The 21,457-nt window shown below is 33.7% G+C and carries 26 protein-coding genes, 3 tRNA genes and 1 pseudogene; 15 read left to right on the top strand and 15 right to left on the bottom strand.

The window, feature by feature from the left end:
• Positions 1 to 4: 4 nt before the first annotated feature.
• The 5 genes from NKOR_RS01225 to NKOR_RS01205 all read right to left on the bottom strand — a co-directional run bounded on the left by NKOR_RS01225 (position 5) and on the right by NKOR_RS01205 (position 5,743).
• Positions 5 to 1,492, bottom strand: a complete 1,488-nt coding sequence (locus NKOR_RS01225) for an acetyl-CoA carboxylase biotin carboxylase subunit (RefSeq protein ID WP_014962541.1) — start codon at positions 1,490 to 1,492, stop codon at positions 5 to 7.
• A 6-nt stretch (positions 1,493 to 1,498) separates the two neighbouring features.
• Positions 1,499 to 3,046 (bottom strand): acyl-CoA carboxylase subunit beta, encoded by a 1,548-nt coding sequence (locus NKOR_RS01220; protein WP_014962540.1) that lies wholly within the window; start codon positions 3,044 to 3,046, stop codon positions 1,499 to 1,501.
• 106 nt (positions 3,047 to 3,152) lie between these two features.
• The gene (locus tag NKOR_RS01215; RefSeq protein ID WP_014962539.1) at positions 3,153 to 3,464 is read right to left on the bottom strand and encodes a hypothetical protein; all 312 of its coding nucleotides are present in this window, start codon (positions 3,462 to 3,464) and stop codon (positions 3,153 to 3,155) included.
• Entirely contained in the window at positions 3,461 to 4,618 is a 1,158-nt protein-coding gene (locus NKOR_RS01210) for an AAA family ATPase (protein WP_014962538.1), read from the bottom strand. The genes NKOR_RS01215 and NKOR_RS01210 overlap by 4 nt, the downstream gene beginning before the upstream one ends.
• 9 nt (positions 4,619 to 4,627) lie before the next feature.
• A complete protein-coding gene (locus NKOR_RS01205) occupies positions 4,628 to 5,743 on the bottom strand; it encodes a hypothetical protein (protein WP_014962537.1) in 1,116 nt (371 codons plus the stop codon).
• Between the two features lie 85 nt (positions 5,744 to 5,828).
• Here NKOR_RS01205 and NKOR_RS01200 point away from each other — a divergent pair, with 85 nt between their 5' ends.
• The 3 genes from NKOR_RS01200 (at position 5,829) to NKOR_RS01190 (ending at position 7,817) form a co-directional block, all read left to right on the top strand.
• A complete protein-coding gene (locus NKOR_RS01200; protein ID WP_014962536.1) occupies positions 5,829 to 6,629 on the top strand; it encodes an inositol monophosphatase family protein in 801 nt (266 codons plus the stop codon).
• Between the two features lie 87 nt (positions 6,630 to 6,716).
• Positions 6,717 to 7,559 carry an FAD-binding oxidoreductase gene (locus NKOR_RS01195; protein WP_014962535.1) on the top strand — a complete coding sequence of 281 codons (843 nt, stop codon included), beginning with the start codon at positions 6,717 to 6,719 and terminating at the stop codon, positions 7,557 to 7,559.
• A gap of 90 nt (positions 7,560 to 7,649) precedes the next feature.
• Complete coding sequence (locus tag NKOR_RS01190) at positions 7,650 to 7,817, top strand: DUF1059 domain-containing protein (RefSeq protein ID WP_014962534.1); 168 nt, start codon at positions 7,650 to 7,652, stop codon at positions 7,815 to 7,817.
• A gap of 4 nt (positions 7,818 to 7,821) precedes the next feature.
• On the opposite strand, the gene NKOR_RS01185 is transcribed toward NKOR_RS01190, so the two are convergent.
• The 3 genes from NKOR_RS01185 to NKOR_RS01175 form a co-directional block, all read right to left on the bottom strand.
• Positions 7,822 to 8,898: a glutamyl-tRNA reductase gene (locus tag NKOR_RS01185; protein ID WP_016939541.1), complete on the bottom strand. Its 1,077-nt coding sequence runs from the start codon at positions 8,896 to 8,898 to the stop codon at positions 7,822 to 7,824.
• 12 nt (positions 8,899 to 8,910) lie between these two features.
• Positions 8,911 to 9,666, bottom strand: a complete 756-nt coding sequence (locus tag NKOR_RS01180; RefSeq protein WP_014962532.1) for a hypothetical protein — start codon at positions 9,664 to 9,666, stop codon at positions 8,911 to 8,913.
• A 137-nt stretch (positions 9,667 to 9,803) separates the two neighbouring features.
• Positions 9,804 to 9,881, bottom strand: a tRNA-Asp gene (locus NKOR_RS01175).
• Positions 9,882 to 9,977: 96 nt separating this feature from the next.
• On the opposite strand from NKOR_RS01175, the gene NKOR_RS01170 reads away from it, so the two are divergent.
• Positions 9,978 to 10,051: transfer RNA gene (locus NKOR_RS01170), tRNA-Lys, on the top strand.
• A gap of 9 nt (positions 10,052 to 10,060) precedes the next feature.
• On the opposite strand, the gene argH is transcribed toward NKOR_RS01170, so the two are convergent.
• Complete coding sequence (gene argH, locus NKOR_RS01165; RefSeq protein ID WP_014962531.1) at positions 10,061 to 11,524, bottom strand: argininosuccinate lyase; 1,464 nt, start codon at positions 11,522 to 11,524, stop codon at positions 10,061 to 10,063.
• Between the two features lie 49 nt (positions 11,525 to 11,573).
• On the opposite strand from argH, the gene NKOR_RS01160 reads away from it, so the two are divergent.
• Positions 11,574 to 11,894: a metal-sulfur cluster assembly factor gene (locus NKOR_RS01160; RefSeq protein WP_026089931.1), complete on the top strand. Its 321-nt coding sequence runs from the start codon at positions 11,574 to 11,576 to the stop codon at positions 11,892 to 11,894.
• On the opposite strand, the gene NKOR_RS01155 is transcribed toward NKOR_RS01160, so the two are convergent.
• The 4 genes from NKOR_RS01155 to NKOR_RS01140 are packed head-to-tail and all read right to left on the bottom strand — an operon-like array spanning position 11,895 to position 15,136.
• On the bottom strand, positions 11,895 to 12,644 hold the full coding sequence (locus tag NKOR_RS01155; protein WP_014962529.1) for a succinate dehydrogenase/fumarate reductase iron-sulfur subunit: 750 nt from the start codon (positions 12,642 to 12,644) through the stop codon (positions 11,895 to 11,897).
• A gap of 2 nt (positions 12,645 to 12,646) precedes the next feature.
• The gene (locus tag NKOR_RS01150; RefSeq protein WP_014962528.1) at positions 12,647 to 12,991 is read right to left on the bottom strand and encodes a succinate dehydrogenase/fumarate reductase transmembrane subunit; all 345 of its coding nucleotides are present in this window, start codon (positions 12,989 to 12,991) and stop codon (positions 12,647 to 12,649) included.
• Between the two features lies 1 nt (position 12,992).
• Entirely contained in the window at positions 12,993 to 13,424 is a 432-nt protein-coding gene (locus NKOR_RS01145) for a succinate dehydrogenase/fumarate reductase transmembrane subunit (protein ID WP_014962527.1), read from the bottom strand.
• Entirely contained in the window at positions 13,424 to 15,136 is a 1,713-nt protein-coding gene (locus tag NKOR_RS01140; RefSeq protein ID WP_014962526.1) for a succinate dehydrogenase/fumarate reductase flavoprotein subunit, read from the bottom strand. Before NKOR_RS01140 ends, NKOR_RS01145 begins: the two co-directional genes overlap by 1 nt.
• A 94-nt stretch (positions 15,137 to 15,230) precedes the next feature.
• On the opposite strand from NKOR_RS01140, the gene NKOR_RS01135 reads away from it, so the two are divergent.
• Both NKOR_RS01135 and NKOR_RS01130 read left to right on the top strand, forming a co-directional pair.
• On the top strand, positions 15,231 to 15,740 hold the full coding sequence (locus tag NKOR_RS01135) for a PadR family transcriptional regulator (protein ID WP_014962525.1): 510 nt from the start codon (positions 15,231 to 15,233) through the stop codon (positions 15,738 to 15,740).
• Positions 15,741 to 16,053: 313 nt separating this feature from the next.
• Entirely contained in the window at positions 16,054 to 16,887 is an 834-nt protein-coding gene (locus NKOR_RS01130; RefSeq protein WP_148679361.1) for an isocitrate lyase/phosphoenolpyruvate mutase family protein, read from the top strand.
• Here NKOR_RS01130 and NKOR_RS01125 read toward each other — a convergent pair.
• Positions 16,876 to 16,950, bottom strand: a pseudogene (locus tag NKOR_RS01125) (AlbA family DNA/RNA-binding protein); the annotation flags it as partial. The gene NKOR_RS01130 and the pseudogene NKOR_RS01125 sit on opposite strands and share 12 nt — an antisense overlap.
• 115 nt (positions 16,951 to 17,065) lie before the next feature.
• Between NKOR_RS01125 and NKOR_RS01120 the strand changes: the two are divergent.
• Positions 17,066 to 17,605, top strand: coding sequence for a HEAT repeat domain-containing protein (locus tag NKOR_RS01120; protein ID WP_014962523.1), 540 nt, complete (start codon positions 17,066 to 17,068; stop codon positions 17,603 to 17,605).
• On the opposite strand, the gene NKOR_RS01115 is transcribed toward NKOR_RS01120, so the two are convergent.
• Positions 17,606 to 17,679: transfer RNA gene (locus NKOR_RS01115), tRNA-Ala, on the bottom strand.
• Between the two features lie 123 nt (positions 17,680 to 17,802).
• Here NKOR_RS01115 and NKOR_RS01110 point away from each other — a divergent pair.
• Genes NKOR_RS01110 through NKOR_RS01090 form a run of 7 tightly spaced genes read left to right on the top strand, consistent with a single transcriptional unit; the run spans position 17,803 to position 21,457 of the window.
• Positions 17,803 to 18,648 carry a ferredoxin--NADP reductase gene (locus NKOR_RS01110; RefSeq protein ID WP_014962522.1) on the top strand — a complete coding sequence of 282 codons (846 nt, stop codon included), beginning with the start codon at positions 17,803 to 17,805 and terminating at the stop codon, positions 18,646 to 18,648.
• 52 nt (positions 18,649 to 18,700) lie between these two features.
• Complete coding sequence (locus NKOR_RS01105) at positions 18,701 to 19,303, top strand: hypothetical protein (RefSeq protein ID WP_014962521.1); 603 nt, start codon at positions 18,701 to 18,703, stop codon at positions 19,301 to 19,303.
• A gap of 34 nt (positions 19,304 to 19,337) precedes the next feature.
• A complete protein-coding gene (locus NKOR_RS10485) occupies positions 19,338 to 19,736 on the top strand; it encodes an aminotransferase class IV (protein WP_274513127.1) in 399 nt (132 codons plus the stop codon).
• Complete coding sequence (locus NKOR_RS10480) at positions 19,678 to 20,256, top strand: aminotransferase class IV (protein WP_338032547.1); 579 nt, start codon at positions 19,678 to 19,680, stop codon at positions 20,254 to 20,256. Before NKOR_RS10485 ends, NKOR_RS10480 begins: the two co-directional genes overlap by 59 nt.
• Positions 20,257 to 20,676 (top strand): Gfo/Idh/MocA family protein, encoded by a 420-nt coding sequence (locus NKOR_RS10225; protein ID WP_232212239.1) that lies wholly within the window; start codon positions 20,257 to 20,259, stop codon positions 20,674 to 20,676.
• A gap of 2 nt (positions 20,677 to 20,678) precedes the next feature.
• The gene (locus NKOR_RS10220) at positions 20,679 to 21,191 is read left to right on the top strand and encodes a Gfo/Idh/MocA family oxidoreductase (protein ID WP_232212238.1); all 513 of its coding nucleotides are present in this window, start codon (positions 20,679 to 20,681) and stop codon (positions 21,189 to 21,191) included.
• A complete protein-coding gene (locus NKOR_RS01090; protein ID WP_014962520.1) occupies positions 21,188 to 21,457 on the top strand; it encodes a Trm112 family protein in 270 nt (89 codons plus the stop codon). Before NKOR_RS10220 ends, NKOR_RS01090 begins: the two co-directional genes overlap by 4 nt.

Below are 21,457 nucleotides of genomic sequence, written 5' to 3'. Positions count from 1 at the left end.
ATCATCAATCCAGTTTGTTTTTCCAAGTTGCACTACTAGTGCTGTCGTTTTGAATTCTATTTTTGAAGTATTCAGAATGAATAATAGCTGCAGCCAAAGCAGCCTCACTCTTGTTTTCTTTTTCTTTTTTAAGGTCTTCAGTTAATCTGTCAATCATACCATAACGTTTTAAAAAGTCAGTAGATAACTCTCCATTTTTGTATTCTTCAGAATTGAGAATTGTTTTGTAGAGAGGAATGGATGTTTCTACGCCTTCAACATACATATCATTTAATGCAGTAAGCATTCTAGTTCTAGATTCTTCAAATGTTGGTCCCCATGTACAGAGCTTTGCCATTAATGAGTCATAAAATGGAGATACTGTACATCCAGGATAAAGATAGGTATCACATCGAACATTTGGTCCTGCTGGGATTGTCACATCTGGAACAGGTCCAGTAGAAGGTGCGAAGTCCAAAAAGGTATCTTCTGCATTAATTCTACATTCAATTGCATAACCATTCATCTTTAGATCTTTTTGTTTGAATGGAAGTGGTTCTCCATTTGCAATATCAATCTGCAATTTAACAAAATCCAATCCTGAAACCATTTCACTGATAGGATGTTCTACTTGTAGTCTTGCGTTAATTTCAATAAAATAAAATTCACCAGAGTCTGCTCTCAAAAATTCTGCTGTACCCAGGTTAGTATAATCAACAGCTTCTGCTGCTTTAACAACTAATTCACCAATTTCTTCTCTTTTTGCAGCATCTACGACAGGTGATGGGGTTTGTTCAATTAATTTCTGATTTCGTCTTTGAATGGAACATTCTCTCTCAAATAGATGGACTGCATTGCCATGATGATCTCTACACATTTGATATTCAATGTGTCTTGTTTTTTCTAAGAATTTTTCAACAATAATTGCAGATTTTCCTACAGCAGAAATAGATTCAGATGTTACTGTTTCAAAACCTTCTTGCAATTCTTTATCATTAGTAACTAATCTAATTCCACGACCTCCACCACCATAAACGGATTTCAAGAGTACAGGATAACCAATTTCATTTGCAATTTTTTCTGCTTCATCGGCAGTATCTACTAGTCCTGGACTTCCAGGAACTGTTGGAACTTTAGCTTTTAACATTGCAGCCTTACATTCCATCTTATCACCACACAGATTCATCGAATCAGCAGATGGGCCAATGAAAGTGATTTTATTTTTTTCACATAGTCTTGCAAAGTCATCGTTTTCAGAAAGAAAGCCATAACCAGGATGAACAGCATCTGTTCCGGAAGACAACATTACTTCAAGAATTTTTTCTTGATTAAGATATGATTTTGCAGGAGCTGCTTCACCAATATGATAAGATTCATCAGCTTTCTTTACATGTAAAGAATTGTAATCTTCATCAGAATATACCGCAACAGTCTTTATACCTAATGCATTACATGTTCTGATTACTCTAAGAGCAATTTCTCCTCTATTTGCGATAAGTACTTTCTCAATCATTTTTAATCACAAATTGATATTTCCATGTTTTCTAGGAAGTTGTTTTTCTCTCTTGTTTGCTAGCATTTTGAGTGCTTTTATTAACATAGGTCTTGTTTCTGCAGGATCAATTACGTTATCTACGGTTCCATGAGATGCTGCAACATAAGGATTTTCAAATTTTTCTGTAAACTCATCGATTAGTTGTTTCTTTAGTGCTTCAGCATCATCTGCAGCTGCCAATTCTTTTCTGTTCATGATTTTTACCGCAGCCTCACCACCTAATACAGCACAACGTGCAGTTGGCCACGCATAATTAATATCAGTTCTAAGATTTTTGCTTCCCATTGCAATGTATGCACCACCATATGCCTTTCCAATTACAAGTGTAATTCGTGGAACAGTTGCCTCACAATATGCATAAAGCAATTTGCTTCCATGTCTAATTATACCGTTATGTTCTTGGTTTGAACCTGGCATGTAACCTGGTGTATCTACCAAAGTGATAATGGGAATGTTAAATGCATCACAAAATCTAATGAAACGTGCGGCTTTGTTTGATGAATCAATATCAAGTGCACCTGCAAGATGCATTGGATTGTTTGCAATAATACCAACTGCTTGTCCATCCATTCTACCATAACCTACAACAATATTTGGTGCAAACAATTCATGAACTTCAAAGAATTCATGGTTATCAACAATAGAATTAATGATATCTTTCATATCATATGGTTGTAATGGATTTTCTGGAATAACGTTAATTAGATTATGATCTAGTCTATTTGGATCATCATCAGTTTTTATTTTTGGTGGTTCTTCAGAATTATTTTGTGGAATATAAGAGATCAATTTCTTGATGCAATCCATACATTCGTATTCGTTTTGTGCAACAAAGTGCGCAACTCCACTTTTTGAACCATGTGTCATTGCACCACCAAGATCATCAAATGAAATTTCTTCACCTAAAACTGTCTTTACAACATCAGGGCCTGTAACGAACATTGTTCCTGCTTTTTCTACCATGACGACAAAGTCAGTCATTGCTGGAGAATACACTGAGCCTCCTGCAGATGGACCAATACTTGCTGTAATTTGAGGAACAACTCCTGAAGCTAGTTGATTATGATAAAAGATATCTGCAAATCCATCAAGACTCATAATTCCTTCTTGAATTCTTGCACCGCCAGAATCCATAATTCCAATAACTGGACATCCAGTTCTAACTGCATGATCCATTAGTTTAGTAATTTTTTTGGCACCCATTTGACTTAGAGTTCCACCAAGGACTGTAAAATCATAAGCAAATACGAAAATTTGTCTGCCATTGATTGTGCCATAGCCACCAACTACACCATCAGTGAAGAACTTCTTTTTCTGCATATCATATTCATGGTAGTGATGAGTTACCATTGGATCAATTTCGGTAAAACTGCCCTCATCTAACAGAAGATCGATTCTTTCTCGTGCAGTTAACTTACCTTTATCATGTTGTGCTTTGATTCGGTCTTGACCACCACCTTGTTGAGAAATTTTGTGTTTATTACCAAAATCTTCAAGTTTTTTAGAATGCATGATGGTGATCTAATCAAATACGGTTTCCTATATTAATTTAGTTTGTAAAAATTTTGGTTGAATTTTTTTTTAAAATAATTGCCAGATCAGTTAGAATTTTAGAGAATTATGAGTTAATAATTGGAAATTTTTTGTTGGTTGCCTTTTGATATAAATTAAAGATGTCCTTTTGTTCACTGCATTTTTTACACACACAAAACTGAGAAACATTTGCAATATCGCAGATATCTTGAAACTCACATTGAGAGCACCCAGCAGGACCGCCACAAACTATACACTGTAATTCATTAATTTCAGCACATTTTTCATGCTTAACACCAAGTCCTTTTGCCCAAAGGCCAATTTCATTAATTTCTATTTTTTCATTACATACAATACAAGTACCTGGAAATTTCATAGGTATTTTTCTCCAGCTCATTGCATCAATTCAATCTCCTTATCAATAATATCTCCAAATGTTTCCTCCAGTTCTAATTCTAATGTTTTATTTTTTATACAAAATAAAACAAAAGGTAAACCAATTGTAACAAAGGCACTAGAAGACAAATGTAATTTTTTTGCCATAACAGATGATAGTGATTTTATTTTAGCACCATCCCAACGAATTCTATTAAGTAAAGGCCATGAAAGATTGTATTGTGCATATCTAATCCTATCATCGTTTTCATAAAGTTTAATCAAAACATCATTAAGATATCTTAATAATCTCCAGTTTTGTGTTTTTATAATTTTGCCATAAAGCATGTCAGCTTCAGAAATGACTTCCAAGTATTTTGCAAGAGCATTATTGTCTAAATTACTTGTAATTATGCTAGAATAAAACGCATTTATTTTTTCCCTTGGATCAATTTGCATAGAATACAAAACAATTCTAGCTTCTTCAAGTGATTTTGCTTTAAAAAATGCATTAACACCTTCTTCAACATCAATATTTTCAAATGTTGTTTCTGTTTGCGGATTAAATCCGGTTACAAATGATTGTGTTAAATTAATCATCGAACGAATGTCACCTCGAGATTTATCAATTACTTTGATTAAAGAGCCAGGACTAAGATTTGCATTTTCTTTTTTCAAAATATTTTCTAAATAAACTCGAAGAAGACGGGGTGGAATTTTTTTGAAAGAAATTATCTTAACTGCTTTTTTGATATTTTTCATTTTATCAGCAGAGTCATCATTTGCAGCTAGAATAATTGGCACAGTTGGTTCTTTTAGAATATCAACTAGTGCTGCAACACCACCATAATCTCCACGGCCATGAATTCCATCAACTTCATCAACAAATATCATAGGAGTTCCAAGTACGCTTACATTACCTAATACAGGAGTGAGAATTTCATTTATTCTAGATTTGCTTCTAACATCACTTGCATTAAGGCCAATCATATCATAACCAAATTGTTTGGCTACAAGAAATGCAATAGTGGTCTTGCCTATTCCAGGTGGGCCAACTAAAAGTAGAGGTTTTGTTCCTTTCTTCCACTTTGCAAACCATTCCATAATTACTGAACGAGTTTCTTCATTTCCAACCATATCAGAAATCTTCTGAGGTCGATATTTTTCAGACCACATCAATGTAAATCACTTAGGAAGTTTTGATTCAAATTCAGGCCATTTGTTAGCCTTTTGTAATTGATTATACCAATATTGATTATAATGATCAACAGTTAAGAATAAAAATTCTAAGAATTCCTTATGAGAGAAACCGTCAGGAAGTAATTCTATTGCAAGTCTTGCATCTTGTAAATACAGATTACTTTTTTCCAAAGTTATCTCAAATCCTTTTTTGACATCATTTGCTAATAATGAATAATAAAGTGGCCATGAAGGAATTTTTACAAATCCATTTTTAATAGAGTCTTCGATCTCATTTCCACAACCAACACCTTCAGCAGCTCTTGCCATTCCCAAATAGAAAATTTCCCCAAGAGGTCGTTCAGCCAACGCCATATTTCTTCCTGCAGTTCCCATTACTGCACGATATTTTTTATAAGAAAGTGTCATCTCTTCTTCAGTAATTTTTGTTGGTTTTGATTTTAATTTTTCATCAAGGTATTGTCCAACTCTTGCATCTTTGAATCCTTCTTCAAATTCTTTTAGAACCACATCTCCACCTTTAGAAATTTTATCACGAGCTAGTTTCAGAATATATGGATTCATTAATTTGTAATCATCAAGATAATCTAAATCTTCATCTTTGTCTACAATTCTATCCATTGGTTCACTAAGATCAATTGCCAGAATATGACCTTCAACCATATCTTGTCTTAATTGAGGATCATTTCTACCAGAATATTCTGCAGCTCCATCAAAAAGAGCATTAAAGACAGGAAAGGTCATTTTAACAAAATTAGAATTTAAAATTCTGAGTACTCTATCTTTTAGAACGTCAGGACTTTCTAATTTTGATTTTACAGGCTCAATTTCAGAGGCATTTAAAATAATTTCAGTGGAACCGACTTCATCTGCAAACGCTTGTTGTGTTGAATTGGGATCAGTATCAGATTTAATTTCATTAAGAAGACCTCGAGTAAATCTATCTGCAAAGTTTGGAAATTCGTTTTCTGTTTCTTCCTTGTATTTGTTAAATAATTTGTATCCTTTTGATTTGAACAAGCCTTGTTTCATAATTTGTTTGCCAGGTTTTGTACTCATTAGAGCTTCTTTACTTACAACAGATTGATCTTTACCACTCACAAACTTTAGCTCCCGTATTGTTATTTATGCTTTCAAGACAAATATTTTTCTTCACTTAAATTACGAATCAAGTATACTTTTTGTTATGGAAGTAATTGAAATTCTTCGCGAAGTTTCAAACAAGATTTATGAAAATGTAAAAGATCTTGCAGGAACTGAACATGCTGCAGGAGATTTTGGAAGAGGTGCAGGGGGAGATATTTCAAGAAACATAGACATTATTGCAGAGAAAACAGTTATTGATTATCTAAAAGAAATCAATTTTCCATGTGTAGTTTTAGGTGAAGAGTGTGGCAGAGTGGAATTATCAAAAGAACCAAAAGGATTTGTTATCATGGATGCAATTGATGGTTCTGCAAATGCTGTTAGAGGAGTTCCTTTCTTTTGCAGTTCATTAGCTTTTGCAACAGAAAACAAACTTAGTTCTATTACAGATGGAGTAATCACAAATCTAGATAATGGTGAGATGTATTGGGCGTCTAAAAACAAAGGTTCATTTTTCAATCAAGAACAAATGAAAGTGCACGATAGGGATCCTATTTACAAAATTATTGGAATCAATACATCAGGTGCAACAACAGAATTAATGAAGAAGCTTCATCCCATATTTGAAAATCATAATCACACAAGACATTTTGGTGCTAACGCTCTTGAGATGGCATTGTTTGCAAGAGGATTAATGGATATTTTTATTGATTTACGAGATAAAATTAGAATTCAAGACATTGCAGCAGGTTATCTGATTGTAAAAGAAGCAGGAGGATTGCTTTTAGATGCAGATCTTAATCCACTTGATGCGGATCTAAGCTACGATACAAGAGTTTCTTTTATTGCAGCTGCAAATCAAAAAATTCTTGATGAGATAATGTCACAGATCAATGAATAAATTTTCAAATATTCGTTAAGAAATTAATTTTTTTTCATAAAGTATAACAGAAATATATTTATCCAAAGTAACGAAAAAACTTGTTGTATGGTTAGTGAGACAAAGGCCAAGGTCGTTTATAGAGAATTATTAAAAGAAGATCTTGTAATTATTAGATTAGTTCCTGAAGGTGGAATGCCGGAGTACAAAACTGGGCAATTTTTAACAATAGGAGTTCCAATACCAGCTGAGAAAAAAATTGTAAGAAGAGCATATTCAATTGCATCACATCCAGAAAATAGAGAGTATTTTGAATTTGTAATTAGATGGGTGAGAAAACCACTTCCAGGCAGAGTAACTACAGAATTATTCTATGCAAGTGTTGGCGATGAAGTTTGGTTAGGAGATCCAAGTGGAACTGCGTTACAAATTAGTGACGTACTACCAAATGGACAAGAGGATAAAAGGAGAGTGATTTGTGTTGGTGGTGGTACAGGTATTGCACCATTTGTTGCATTTGCAAAACATTTCCATGACATAAATGATAAACGAGAAATTGTTGTATTGCATGGTGCCAGTTATGTTGATGAATTAAGTTACAAACGTTTCTTTACAGATTTAGAGATGGAAAGTGAAAGGAGAGGAAGAGATCAATGGAACTTTAGATACAGAGCAGCAATCAGTAGACCAAAAGAATTCTTCAATAGATCTTGGAATGGTCACGTAGGTAGAGTTGAATCATTTTTTGCACCAGACAAAAAAACAGGATTATCCCCTGTAGAAGAGATGGTTGGTGAGAAAATTACCCCCGAAAATACAATAATCTACATTTGTGGTTATCAAGGAACCATTGATGGAGTAATTGATTCTCTAGGTCCACAAGGCTTTGTTACTGAACATGAAAAGAAGCCAGATGGTAGTTTTGGAATCAAGTTTGAATCATACGGATAAACATTAACAAATAATTTTCATTTTTGAGACTATCAAACTCATGTTAATACTACCTGTGGATTTTTATATTGAAAGTATTTTTGCAAATGCATGGCAGAACTAAAGTGCAGAGATTATGGTTTTGAATGTGATTTTGTAGCTAGTGGAGACATGGAAGAAGTAATTGAAAACTTTAGAAATCATACTGATGAAGAACATGGAATTGATTATTCTAAAGAAGCTATTATGCAATTTCTACTAAGAAAACAGGGCCTCTAAGAAATTAATTTTCTAATTTTTGCATTCTAATTGACAATACAGGTAACTCTTTTTCTATAATTTTTTCAACTGCAGGAACAATACCTTTTCTAGCTTTAACACTTTCATCATATATTTCTGCAATTTGGTCTCTGAACAATAATTTAATTCCTGGAAGAGATGTAATATCCTCATTTACAGCTCTTGGTTCGGAAATATCCATGATAAGAGTTCCTTTCTTCTTTTCTTCCATAACTAATCTAATTCTTTCATGAGTGATAATGAAATAATCAGCGGTTGTTGCAACAAATACAATATCATATTTATCCAAACCAGCTAACGCATCTTCAAAATTTACAGGTGTTCCACCTACAATTGTTGAAAACCCTGTGGCTCTATCAATAGTTCTACTTGCAACATCATATGCAATTTCTTTCTTGTTTAGTGTTTTGGCAACTTGAGCAGCAGCCTCACCAGTTCCTAATAACAATACTTTCTTTTTTGCATCCAAGCCAGCTTTTTCATCTACTAATTTTACTGCAACATCGCCAAGAGATATTACATCTTTTTCAATTCCAGTAGCATCCCTCATTTTTCTGGCTAATCGGATAACGCTATCAAATAATTTGTTAAGTGTTTTCCCTGAAGTTCCGGCTTGTTTTGCTTTTTCTAAGGATTGAGTAATTTCATCATAAACTTCTCTCTTTCCTATAACAAAAGAATCAAGTCCTGCAGCTAAACGTAACAGATGAAGATATACATCATTGCCCTTATAGACTTCAATTGTTTGATCAAAATGATCAATATCTATTTGTTCCAATGCAGACAATGATACCCATGTATCTTTGACTTGATTTAAGACAAGGCCTTTAGCTTCATTTCTTCTGGCATCAGGAGAGTCTTCATCTTCCATATTACTCACAATAAAAATTTCAACTCTACTTGCAGTTTGAATTATGATACATTCATCAACACCGGGAATTTTTTTGAATTCTTCACATGCTGCGCCTACATCTTTGAATGCAAATTTTGACAGAGAATAAATTGGAACATTTTTGAAAGTTACTCTCATATTCATTACATCAAAATTTACATTACCCAAATCATATCATCCTCATTTTGTGATCTTAGCTCTACCGCCTCTAGCTGTTCTAAATACATTCATACCAATAAAGTAATTTTCATGTAATGATTCTAAGTAAACAATTTCATCTTCTGTAGCTTTAATTTCTTTTTCAGTTGCATCTGGATTATTCTTTAAGGTTTCAAGTTTTAATTTTGTAACTTCTAAAAGTTCATCTACACCTCTTTCATAATTAGATTTTCCTTCAAATTCTGGACTCAAAACATGGTCAGGTACATATTCAGGTGTTTGATCATGTGGAGTTTCTGCTTGTCTAGTAAGTGAATCTTGTTGTTCTGCAGTAAGAATTGGTCGTGGGAAACGTTCTTCTTTTTCTAACCAAAATTCAGGTTCACCCATTTCACGTCTGAAAATCTCTTCACTTTGTCGTTTAAACGTATAATCAGCGGCTTTAGCTGCTTCTGCCTTTACTTCAGCTGCAATTGCTTTGTATTCTTCTTCTGCTGCAGCTTCAGCCTCAGCTTTTGCTGCTTCTGCTTTTGCCAGAGCTTCTTTTGCTGCAATTTCAGCTTCTTCTGCTGCTTTTGCTGCAGCTTCTGCTTTAGCAATTGCTTCAGAGGCTTTTGCTTCTTCTGCTGCTTTTGCTGCAACTTCTGCCTTTTCTGCAGCTTCTGCTTTTGCTTTTTCTACAGAGTCTGTTTTTGCAGCATCTTCAACAGATGGTTTCTCAGATGTAGAATCTTCAGCAGGTTTTGCTTCTTCAGATTCTTTTTTCTCTTCTGACAACAAAATAATCACAAATTTGCCTGAATTTTAATATTCTTGTGATAACGACTGTAAACCATTAGTTTTAGAACAATAAATTATGAAAAAACAATTTTGATCGGTTGCAAAAATGATTTCAAATGAATAAATGAAAATAATGGCGCCCTCGGCGGGATTTGAACACGCGTCTCAGCCGTGACAGGGCCGAATTCTAGACCGGGCTATACTACAAGGGCACAAGTTCATTGAGTCAAATTGCCAGATTAAAAGTTTCTGTCACAACAAAAAATTTTGTAAAAGACTAAATTATACACGTAAAGCATTTTTTGTGAGGGTCTATGGCGCAGCCAGGTAGCGCACCGGACTTTTAATCCGGTTGTCAAGGGTCCGAATCCCTTTAGACCCGCTACTTTTTTTATTTTTGAATTATTTCATCTATCTGTTTTTTCAAATCATTAAGAGAAGAGTTAATTTTGTTTTCTCTATGAGTGATTTTAGTTCTAAAATCATTGATTTTACTGAGTCTGTCAGAAATCATCCTTTTTTGTTCATCATATCCTGAAGAACCAAAAGATTTTCGTTCCTTAAGTGAGGAGACAACAGTTGTAGAAGAGAGAATTTTTGAAACCAGTTTAGAATCAACTTTTGTGCCAGTCACAGATTTTTTGATGTCAGAAGAAGTTAGTTTTGAAAGAGGTTTTTTTGAGGCATGTGCCAATTGAACCAATGAGCCTGCAATTTTATGAGTTTCACGGAATGGAATTCCTTCTTGAACTAATTTTTCTGCAACATCTAAAGCAATAAGATTACTTGATTCTGTCACTTTTTTCATTTGTTTTTCATTAACTTTCAAAGTTAGAAGCATTGATTTGAAAATTAACAAAGCACTAATTGAAATTTTTGAGGTAGACCATATTGAAGATTTTATTTGTTGTAAATCACGACCGTAACCAGATGCCAATCCTTTGATAGTAGATAGGATTGCAGTAAGATTTCCAATTACTTCGGCTGTTTTTCCACGAGTTAATTCCAAAATATCAGGATTTTTCTTTTGAGGCATTACACTTGAAGGGGATGTAAATTCATCAGATAATTCAATAAAAGAAAATTCAGTTGTAGACCATATAACAAAATCTTCAGCAATCTTACTTAGATTAGTCATTAAAATTGCAATCATTGAAATGTATTCTGCTACAAAATCACGGGTACTGGTTGCATCAAGTGAATTTTCAACTACACCATCAAAGCCCAACATCTTGGCAGTGCTATTTCTATCAATCTGAATACTTGTTCCCCCAACAGGTCCGGCTCCAAGTGGGCTTTGATTTATTCTTTCAAAAGTTCCATAAAGTCTCTGAAAATCCCTAGATAAAACATCTGCATGTGCAAGAAGGTAATGAGAAAACAGACCTGCTTGAGCTTGTTGAAGATGAGTGTAAAGAGGCATGATTGTTTTTTGATGATTTTTAGCCACAGAAACAAGAGCTTCAATGGCGTCTAAAAGGTAATTACAGATAATGTTGATATCATCTCTAATCTTCATCCTAATATCTAAAACAACTTGGTCGTTTCTTGATCTTGCAGTATGCATTTTACCCCCACTTGCCATCCCAGCTTTTTTGATCACTAGTGATTCAATTAGTTCATGAATATCTTCAGCACCTGAAGATGAATCGAATGTTTCATCTTTTAAGCTCTCAAGAGAAGAGAGAATTTTTTTTGCATCATTTTTTGTAATAATCTTTTGTTGATATAACATCAATGTATGAGCTTGACTTCCAAGAATATCATAGAAAGCAATTGTAGAATCATCGTCAATTGAGGATACATAATCTAAAGTAATATCACTCAAATCATTGCCAAGACGAGAACGATACATCAACTAAGGTTCTAGAATGGTTATATATAGCATCGACGCTTTTGCCCACATGAGTCAAGATATCAAACAGCTTCGGGTAAAACTCTTCGATGAGTTGTCAAAGATTGTAGATCCAGAAATTAATACATCAATTGTAGAACTAGAATTAATTGATGAGGTAGACATCAATGATAGCAATGTTAAAGTTGATTTGCACTTAACAAGTCCATTCTGTCCAGCAGTATTTGGTTTTAAAATTTGTCAAGATATACATGACAATCTTTTGAAAGTAGACGGAGTCGATGATGTTAAGGTAAATGTCTCAAATCACTTTATGGCAGAACAGATCAACAATCAAGTAAACAATAGCCCAAATCCAAAAAAAACTTAGTTAGCTTCTAAAACCAAGCATATATCCTCTAAGAAGTTGAATCCCCATTGCGGGATCTACACCTTTTGGACATACCTGACTGCAAGAGCCTGCAAAATGACATCTCCAGATACCATGAGAGTCATCGATAATTTTTAGTCTGGAATCTTTTCCTTTATCTCTGCTATCTGCAACATAGCGATATGCCTGAGCAAGAGCTTGTGGACCAACAAATGAAGAGTCAGTGGCCATAGTAGGACATGCAGAGTTACATAATCCACATTTGATACAATTTGCAAATTGGATGTATTGTTCTAACTCCTCAGGAGATTGCATGAATTCTTTTGCATCAGATTCTAATTCAGTGTCATCTCTAACTAGGTATGGTTTGATTTTATGATGAGTATCAAACAATCTTTCAAATTTTACAGCTAAATCACGAATAATTGGAAAGTTGTTCATTGGTTCAACCGTAACAACATTTGAATCAAGTTCACTAATTTTTGTAAAGCATGCAAGTCGTGGTTTTCCATTAATTATCATTCCACATGAACCACATGTTGCTTGTCTGCATGAATAACGAACAGCAACTGAATGATCAAAATGTTTCTTTACATCAAGAATTGCTTCAAGTACTGTAGTCCATTTTTCATATGGAACAGTGAATTCCATGAATTGTTTTTCGCTATCTTTTTTAGGATTATATCTTGCAATTCTAAGAGTAATTGATTTTGAGGATTGTTCATCTGCAATACTAGAAACTTGTGCCATCTCTATACCATCCCCATGTTAGTCATAATAATTGTTCGTGAACCATATGCTATTAAGGCAAACATGGCTGCAAGACATCCATAAGAAACTGTTTTTTCATATACACGTCCTTGTTTAAGTTCTAACAAGATCACTCTGAGTCCATTAAATCCATGAACTGAAAGCAATACTAAGATTAATTCTAACATTATTGCGTAAGGAATGAATTTGTAATTTGCAAGAACTGTATCATATTCTAATGAGTCAGCAAATCCCATAGTCATACGCATCAATATGTGAACTGCAACCAAAGCAACTGCTGCCAAAGCAGTTCCATAGTGGATTTTCATTATTGTGCTTTCTCTCATTTTATTCACCAAACATTACGGCTAATCCGTACATCATAGCAACAGCAGCAAGAATTATTGCAGAATAGATTCCTATTTTGTGTCTATAGTTTTGAGATGCTGGATCATAAGGATAATCAGGTCTTGATGGCTTTCCAACACCAACTCCACCATGCCCCAACATTACTCTAATTCCATTAACAGTATGAAATACACACATCGCAATCACAATTGCTAATATAATGTGCCCCTCAGTAGTTTGAGTTAATTCTAAAAACTCATTCCATCCTACTCGCCCTCGTAAAATATTACTAGTTTCATAAATATGACCTATAAAATATGCCAATAATCCCAATCCGCTTAATCTCATTAACCAGTAAGCTACTCTTTCGATTCCATAACGACAGGGATTAGCCATTCCTTTGATGCCTTCTTTATGTTCGTCTTGAGCCATTAATACTTCCTCTCCACAGGCTGATACTTAGTGATTGTTACTGGATATGTCTTCATAATTGGTTCGTTTGGATCATAGTAAGCAAGTGTGTGATGTAAAAAGTTTGCATCATCTCTTTTAGTATAATCAGTTCTTGCATGGGCACCACGTGATTCTTTTCTATTAATTGCACCAAGCAAAACAATTTCAGCTACTCTAAACATAGAATCTAATTCCATCACATTTGAAAAATTGGTGTTATACTCTTTTGCTTTATCATCTACATGTTTCCAAGTTTGTGCTTTTAGTTCTCTAATTCTCTTAAGACCTGCAACAAGATCAGTTTCGTTTCTGTAAACATATGCTTTCTCATTCATAGTATCAGTTAATTCTTGTCTAATTTCATATGGATTAGTATCACCATTTCCTCGAAATATTCCATCATAGATTCTCTTTTCTTCTGCTGCAACTAAATGATGAGGCCATTGATCTGCAGTGGTGTTTTTCATAGCATAATCTGCCGCAAGTTCGCCCGTAATTTTACCCCAAACAATACATTCAGAGGTAGAGTTTGCACCTAATCTGTTTGAACCATGAACGCTATTACATGCGGCTTCACCTGCTGCCCAAACACCTTGGATTTCTGTTGCACCATCAATATCAGTATGAAGTCCACCCATCATGTAATGACAAACAGGTCTAATGTCAAGTAATTCTTGAGCAGGATCAATTCCAGAAAACTTGATTGAAATTTCTCTGATTCCACCTAACTTTTCTTTAATCTTTTCATCTCCAATATGTCGCAAATCAAGTTTCATACAATCAACTCCTGTTTCATGTTTGAAACCACGACCTTCTTGAATCTCAGTTATAATTGATCTTGATACAATGTCACGTGGAGCTAATTCCATTTTTCCAGCAGCATAAGTTTTCATAAAACGTTCGCCTTTGTTGTTAAGTAGATAACCGCCTTCACCTCTTGCACCTTCAGTAATCAAAATACCAGAGGGTAAAATTCCTGTTGGATGAAATTGTACAAATTCCATATCTTTGAGTGCCATACCAGCACGTAAGCCCATATCCAAACCATCAGGAGTTGAAGATAATGCATATGTTGAAAAACTATACAGCCTTCCAGCACCGCCAGTTGCGATAATGAGGGCTTTTCCCTTAATTGTGTAAAATGTTCCCGAACCTAATTCAATTGCAGTAAGACCCATGAATTTTTTTCCATCATGAATTATAGATGTTGCAAACCATTCGTTAAGATATTCAATATTTTCAAATTTTTGACATGTATCATACAATGTTTGCATTTCAAAGAAACCAACTTTGTCTGATGCATAAGTCGCTCTAGGAAAACTATAACCACCAAAATTACGTTGATCAATTCTCCCATCTTCTTTTCTAGACCAAGGCATACCCCAATGCTCTAATTGATGAATTTCTTTTGGCATTTCAACACAGAGTCTTTCTGCAACATCTTGGTCTGCAAGAAAATCACTACCTTTTACGGTATCATAAACATGAGATTCAATTGTATCTCCGGCATCTTCTTGAATGACTGCAGCAGTTCCACCTTCTGCAGAAACAGAATGAGATCGCATTACCTGCAATTTTGAAACAATTCCGATTTTCAGATTCGGTCCTTTTTTTGCAGCTGCAATTGCTGCTCTAAGGCCAGCTAATCCAGAACCACAAATTATCAAATCAAACTCGATTGAATCGACCATTTTAAGACAAACTTGCTTGAGGCGAGATAAATATGTAGTAATTGTTAGGAATGATCCAAAATATTCATATATATCACTAGTGATATCACTAGTGATGATTTCAGAATGGTTTCAAAGAGTAGGGAGCTCAGTCCCTAGAGGATTTTCAAGATATTTCATACTAGAATTGTTAAAGAAAAAAGAGCACACAGGAAAAGAAATCATCAATTATGCAGCAGAACAAAGCAATGGAATTTGGAAACCATCCCCAGGTCTGATCTATCCTCTGTTAGGCAGACTGTTAGACGAAGGATTGATTCAAGAGACAAAAGATGGAAAATATCAATTAACAGAAAAAGGTGCAGAAACTGCTCAGGATGTTGACAAGGTCAATGATATTGTAAAAAAGCAATTAGATGTTCTTTTTAGATTAGGAAATGTTGGAAGATTTGTAGCAATGGATGTACTTGAAAAAATATCTTCAATGGGTGCAATTTTAAGTTCAAATGTTGCAAACATGACTAATGAGGAAACTGAAAAATATAGAAAATTTCTTCAAGAAGAACTAAAGAAAATTGATGCAAAAGATGTGGAAAAGAAAGGCAAAGAGATCAAAATAGAATAAAAATTTTAATCATTATTGCAACTACAGAATTGAATTAAATCCTGTGTTACGTCCAAAATATTTTCAACAAAAATAGGAAAATAGATCTAGTTATATCTATAATAAAGTATTAATTTTTGATTTATGTGACTATTGATTGCAGTTACAACATTATCCAAAGATACAGAATTAACTCAAATTTTATGTGGAATGATTAGTTAGTTTGAGGATTATTTTGATTTAAACAAAGACTAAAACAAAATATCGACATAATGATTTTCTAAAATGATAAATAATTCATAGAGGCAACAAGTTTATGAAAAATTTACGTAGCATGTTAAAATCTAACAAGCCTCTAGTCATTCCTGGGGTATATGATGCAATTGGTGCAAAGATTGCTGAAAAAGTAGGATTTGATGCAATGTTTCAAACAGGATATGGTACATCAGCCACTCTTTTTGGAATGCCAGATTATGGATTCATAGGAGCCACTGAAACCATTGATAATGCTAGAAGAATTTGTAGAGCAGTTAAAGTTCCAGTAATAGTGGATTCAGATACGGGTTATGGTAATGCACTTAGTGTTTGGAAACTTGTAAAAGAATTGGAATCTGCGGGAGCATCTGGAATTTTTCTAGAAGACCAAAGATGGCCAAAGAGATGTGGACACATGCAAGGAAAAGAAGTTGTTTCACAAGAGGAATATACTGAAAAACTTGGTGCTGCAATAGATGCAAGAGGAAGTAAAGATTTCATAATTGTTGCAAGAACAGATGCAAGAGCAACCGAAGGACTTGACGCTGCAATAGAAAGAGGATTACAAAATAAAAAAACAGGAGCAGATGCAGTGTTTGTTGAAGCACCAAGATCAATTAAAGAAATGAAACAAATTGGAAAATCAATAAATGCACCACTTGTTGCAAACATGATTGAAGGAGGAGCAACTCCAATTAGTTCAGCTCATGAATTACATAAAATGGGATTTAACATAATTTTGTATCCATTATCAGTATTGTTTGCAAATACTTTTGCTACAATGAATATACTTGAAGAATTAAAGAAGACGGGAACAACTTCAAAATACAAAAACAAAGTAGTGAATTTTGATCAGTTTAATGATCTTGTGGAACTTTCTAAATTTAGAAAGATGGAAAAAAAGTATCGTTGATGTAACATATGCCATCAATGGTTTCTTACCAATGAATATGGTGTCTCTTGCTTCGGTTGACATGCAAAATTTGCTATTTAAGGATAATTTAAAGCTAAAAGTGTTTTTTCTAGTATGAAGAAATTTTTTTGAAAAAATTGAACCATTATTAACTAGAAAATTGGATTTTATTTAGAATTTGGAAAATATTTCAAAAGTTTTAGAATCTGGAAACAGTCAACAAAAAATCAAAATTTTAGAAACTTTAGATGAAACAGATGATCCTGAAATTTTAGAAAAAATTATTTCAAAATTAGATGATGATGATATTCAAGTAAGAGGAGAGGCATTTAGTTCACTTGTATTAAATAAAAATAAAATTACAAATTTTTTAATTAAAAATTTGAATTCTTACAGTAAAAACATTAGGGGTTTTGTAGCACTAGTATTAGCAAATAGAAATGAGACATCAGCAATTCCTGAGATAATAAAGATTGCAAACGACGAACGCTCAATGGTAAAATCATGTGCAATAGGAGCATTAGGATATCTAAAAGCTAAAGAAGCAAAAAATATTTTTTTGAATTCAGTTTTGGATACAAATTTAGAAGTGAGAAAAAGTGCATTACAAGCGATAATTGATCTAAAATTTTCAATTTCTGAAGAAAGAATTAGAGAAATTTCTAAAGATGCAGATTCTGAAATGTTGAAAATGCTTTCTGAATTAAAAAAGAAATAGTGGACCGGAAGGGATTTGAACCCTTGATCCGATGCATGCCATGCACCTATCCTACCAGACTAGACGACCGGCCCATATTCAGAATTCTGAATCAATAACATTTTTCAAATTGGTTATTAACGTTTAGCGGTTTCTAGAAAACAGATGTATAAAATTAACACAATATATTTAACCGTCAAGATTATGATTGAATCGTTATGGTAGTAGATAACAAAGCAACTATCACATATGTTCAGTTATTAAAAGAAGATCTTGTAATTATTAGATTAGTTCCAAAAGAAGGTCCAGTTCCAGAGTATAAAGCTGGTCAATTCATTACGTTAGGATTACCAAATCCTGTAGAGGGTGGAAAAATTGTCAGAAGGGCATATTCAATTGCATCACATCCAGAAAATAGAGAATACATTGAGCTTGTAATTAGATGGGTTAGAAAACCACTTCCAGGACGATTAACTACACAACTATTTAATGCAAAAGAAGGAGATGAAATTCTTTGGCTAAAGCCAACTGGAAGAGCATTATTGATTAATGAAGAACTTCCAAATGGAGAAAAAGACAACAGAAGAATCATCTGCATTGGTGGAGGAACAGGTCTTGCACCTTTTGTCAGTTTTGCACAACACCTACATGATTCAGGAGATAAACGAGAAATTGTCGTATTACATGGTGCCAGTTATGTTGACGAATTAAGCTATAAAGATCTGTTAACTGAATTAGAAAATGAGAGTATTAGAAGAGGTAAAGATGAATGGAATTTTAAGTACAGAGCAGCAATCAGTAGACCTCAAGAATGGTTCAACAGATCATGGGCAGGTCAAGTTGGAAGAGTTGAAACATTCCTAAGACCAAGAGATAGTGGAATGTCTCCATTAGAAGAATTAATTGGAGACAAAATAACCAAAGATAATACAATATTCTATGTTTGTGGATGGCAGGGTACCATTGATGGTGTGATGGACTTCTTAAAACCAAAGGGATTTGTCACTGAACATGATAAACGCGAAGATGGAAGTTTTGAAGTAAAATACGAATCATACGGATAATATTTTTGAAAAAATCAATCATTGAAATATGAGATTTATTTAGTTAATCTAATTGATTACTGCACTGTATCTTGCACATCTAAATCCTGTAACAAATGCTCATGTAGAAATTATTGAGGAATTAAAAAAAGATGCAGATGTTGTTAAAGTAATGCCTGTTGTTTTTAGAGATGGTGAAAAAGAGATCAATAGTAAAAGTTTTCCATTTAATTTTGAAACTAGAAAAAAGATGTTAGAATCAGTTTTTGGAAATTCTATTCAAGTTACTGATGATTATGCATTTTTTGCACCATTCAAGAAATACATGCCACCTTTATTATCATCAAAATCATGGCAACTAAGAAAACAAATTCTACGAGGAGTCAAAGGAGATTTTTTCTCATACACGGGAGACAAAGCAGAAGGATACATGCTAAAGATATACAGATTAAAACCAAGAGTTGGAGAGAGAAAATCACTTTCTGCAGCATCAGTTAAAGAAAAATTGTATAATGCGGCACTTGGAAAAGAATCATCATGGAAAGAAGATGTTCCAGTAGCTATAGCCAAAGTAATTGAAGAGGATTGGAAAACGGTTGAAAAATTTGCAGATTTGGAAGATATGACCACAAGAGTTGTTGGAATGAAATTTCCCAAAGAGGGTTGGTCAAAATAAATAGAGATTAATACACTAAATGTAAAAATTTTCTATGAAACTTCCACTTTCAAAATATGTTTGGTTTGACGGAAAATATGTTTTAACAGAAAAAGCACAAGTTCCAATCACTACACATGCAATACATTATGGTACATCAGTGTTTGAAGGGATTAGAGCATATTGGAATAGAAAGAATCTCCATGTGTTTAGATTGGATGAACATGTAAAACGATTTAGAAGATCAGGACAATTCTATAATATTTCATTAAATTTCTCAGATAAAGAAATTAGTAATGCCATAACAGGAATTTGTAAAAAAAATAAACTCAAAAAATCGTGTTACATTAGGCCGTTTTATTTTGTGGGAGATTATGGAATTAATCTTCACGTAACTGAAAAAAGCGCCAACAAACGTAGCAATTTTCACATTTCCTTTTGGAGATTTATTTAACAAAAATGGCATTTCAGCAGGAATTGTTTCATGGAGAAAGTTCTCAGACATATCGACCCCACCTCAAGCAAAGATGGGGGGAAATTATCTAAATTCCATCATTGCAACACAAGAAGCAAAAAGAAATGGTGTGGATGAAGCAATTTTACTGGATCATAATGGAAATATCAGTGAAGCACCTGGAGAAAATATCTTTATTGTAAGAGACGGTCAGATGGCAACACCATCACTAGCATCATCAGCGTTAGAAGGAATTACACGTGATGCAGTAATCAAAATTGCAAGAGATTTAGACATTGAGGTAGTTGAAAGAGACATTACAAGAAGTGAACTTGTAATGTCTGATGAAGTGTTTTTGACAGGAACTGCAGCTGAAATCACACCCATAATTTCGCTTGATGGAAAGAAAATTAGCAATGGCAAATCAGGAGACATTACAAAGAAGATGATGGATGAATATACAGACATAGTAATGAACAAAAATGATGACTATTCTCATTGGTTGACTGCGGTGTATTAAATGAAAATTGTACAAATTGGTACAGGTGGATGGGGTAAAAATCATGCCAGAGTTTTATCAGAACTAGGAGTACTATGCGCAATTTGTGATACCAATGAGCAACGTAGTAAAGAGTTTGGAGAAAAATATCATGTCAATCACTATACGTCATTTGAGGACATGTTAAATTCTGAAGAATTTGAAGGGGCGTTTGTAGTAACACCAACATCTACTCATGCAACCATTGCAAAAAAATTGCTTGAAGCAAAAAAACATGTTTTTGTTGAGAAACCTCTTACATACAAAACAGAAGAAGGCGAAGAGCTTGCAAAGATTGCAGAAAAAAATAAAGTAATTCTGACATGTGGATACATAGAGAGATTTAATCCAGCAGTGGATGTTGTAAAAAGTATGGTTAAAGAAAAAAATATGGCGATTTGATTATGCTTGAATTTCACCGTGAAAATAGAATGCCACTTCACATAAAAGATGTCGGGATAATCTATGACACATCAGTTCACGATATTGATACTGCAAACTGGTTATTTGATGAAATGCCAAATGTGGTATTTGCAAGATCAGGACAAATAAAACATGAGCATGAGGATTTTGCAACAATTATGTTAGGATACAGAGATAACAAAGTTGCAATCATCACATCAAATTGGATTACACCAAAAAGAATTAGAAAGTTTCATGCAATTTGTAATGATGCAAGAATATCATCGGATTTTATTACACAAGAAATTAAAGTAGAAAAACAAGAGGATGTTGAAATCATAGACAATGAAAAACAAGAACCATTGTTAAGAGAAATTCAAAGTTTTCTTAATGCAATTAAAGGTAAAAGTGAACATATTGTGAAAGCACAGCAAGCAGTTAATGTTTCAAAAATTGCTGAAGCTGCACTTTTATCTAGTCAGAAAGGAGTTCCAATATACTTAGATCTAAAATGAACAAAAACATGATGGATATATTGGCATGTCCAATTGACAAAAGTCATCCTTTAGAATTATTTGAAATAAAAGAAAAAGACAAAATAGTATCAGAAGGTGCTTTGTTTTGCTCAAAATGCTCTAGATTCTACCCAATAATTGAAGAGATTCCAATCATGCTGCCTGATGAACTTAGAGATAAAAAACAGGAGATGGATTTTTTGAAAAAATTTAAGGATAAACTACCTGAAAAAATTATTACAAAGGCAAACCCATGGCATTTGTAG

Origin of the sequence: Candidatus Nitrosopumilus koreensis AR1, assembly GCF_000299365.1 — an archaeon.
Lineage (GTDB): Archaea > Thermoproteota > Nitrososphaeria > Nitrososphaerales > Nitrosopumilaceae > Nitrosopumilus > Nitrosopumilus koreensis.
Note: the sequence above shows the minus strand (reverse complement) of the source record. Positions and strands in the feature narration are given on the sequence as shown.

Coding starts and splice junctions, on each gene's coding strand:
- NKOR_RS01225 (WP_014962541.1), bottom strand. CDS start 1,492: ATGATTGAGAAAGTACTTATCGCAAATAGAGGAGAAATTGCTCTTAGA.
- NKOR_RS01220 (WP_014962540.1), bottom strand. CDS start 3,046: ATGCATTCTAAAAAACTTGAAGATTTTGGTAATAAACACAAAATTTCT.
- NKOR_RS01215 (WP_014962539.1), bottom strand. CDS start 3,464: ATGAGCTGGAGAAAAATACCTATGAAATTTCCAGGTACTTGTATTGTA.
- NKOR_RS01210 (WP_014962538.1), bottom strand. CDS start 4,618: ATGTGGTCTGAAAAATATCGACCTCAGAAGATTTCTGATATGGTTGGA.
- NKOR_RS01200 (WP_014962536.1), top strand. CDS start 5,829: ATGGAAGTAATTGAAATTCTTCGCGAAGTTTCAAACAAGATTTATGAA.
- NKOR_RS01195 (WP_014962535.1), top strand. CDS start 6,717: ATGGTTAGTGAGACAAAGGCCAAGGTCGTTTATAGAGAATTATTAAAA.
- NKOR_RS01190 (WP_014962534.1), top strand. CDS start 7,650: ATGGCAGAACTAAAGTGCAGAGATTATGGTTTTGAATGTGATTTTGTA.
- argH (WP_014962531.1), bottom strand. CDS start 11,524: ATGTATCGTTCTCGTCTTGGCAATGATTTGAGTGATATTACTTTAGAT.
- NKOR_RS01160 (WP_026089931.1), top strand. CDS start 11,574: ATGAGTCAAGATATCAAACAGCTTCGGGTAAAACTCTTCGATGAGTTG.
- NKOR_RS01155 (WP_014962529.1), bottom strand. CDS start 12,644: ATGGCACAAGTTTCTAGTATTGCAGATGAACAATCCTCAAAATCAATT.
- NKOR_RS01150 (WP_014962528.1), bottom strand. CDS start 12,991: ATGAGAGAAAGCACAATAATGAAAATCCACTATGGAACTGCTTTGGCA.
- NKOR_RS01145 (WP_014962527.1), bottom strand. CDS start 13,424: ATGGCTCAAGACGAACATAAAGAAGGCATCAAAGGAATGGCTAATCCC.
- NKOR_RS01140 (WP_014962526.1), bottom strand. CDS start 15,136: ATGGTCGATTCAATCGAGTTTGATTTGATAATTTGTGGTTCTGGATTA.
- NKOR_RS01135 (WP_014962525.1), top strand. CDS start 15,231: ATGATTTCAGAATGGTTTCAAAGAGTAGGGAGCTCAGTCCCTAGAGGA.
- NKOR_RS01130 (WP_148679361.1), top strand. CDS start 16,054: ATGTTAAAATCTAACAAGCCTCTAGTCATTCCTGGGGTATATGATGCA.
- NKOR_RS01110 (WP_014962522.1), top strand. CDS start 17,803: ATGGTAGTAGATAACAAAGCAACTATCACATATGTTCAGTTATTAAAA.
- NKOR_RS10485 (WP_274513127.1), top strand. CDS start 19,338: ATGAAACTTCCACTTTCAAAATATGTTTGGTTTGACGGAAAATATGTT.
- NKOR_RS10225 (WP_232212239.1), top strand. CDS start 20,257: ATGAAAATTGTACAAATTGGTACAGGTGGATGGGGTAAAAATCATGCC.
- NKOR_RS10220 (WP_232212238.1), top strand. CDS start 20,679: ATGCTTGAATTTCACCGTGAAAATAGAATGCCACTTCACATAAAAGAT.
- NKOR_RS01090 (WP_014962520.1), top strand. CDS start 21,188: ATGAACAAAAACATGATGGATATATTGGCATGTCCAATTGACAAAAGT.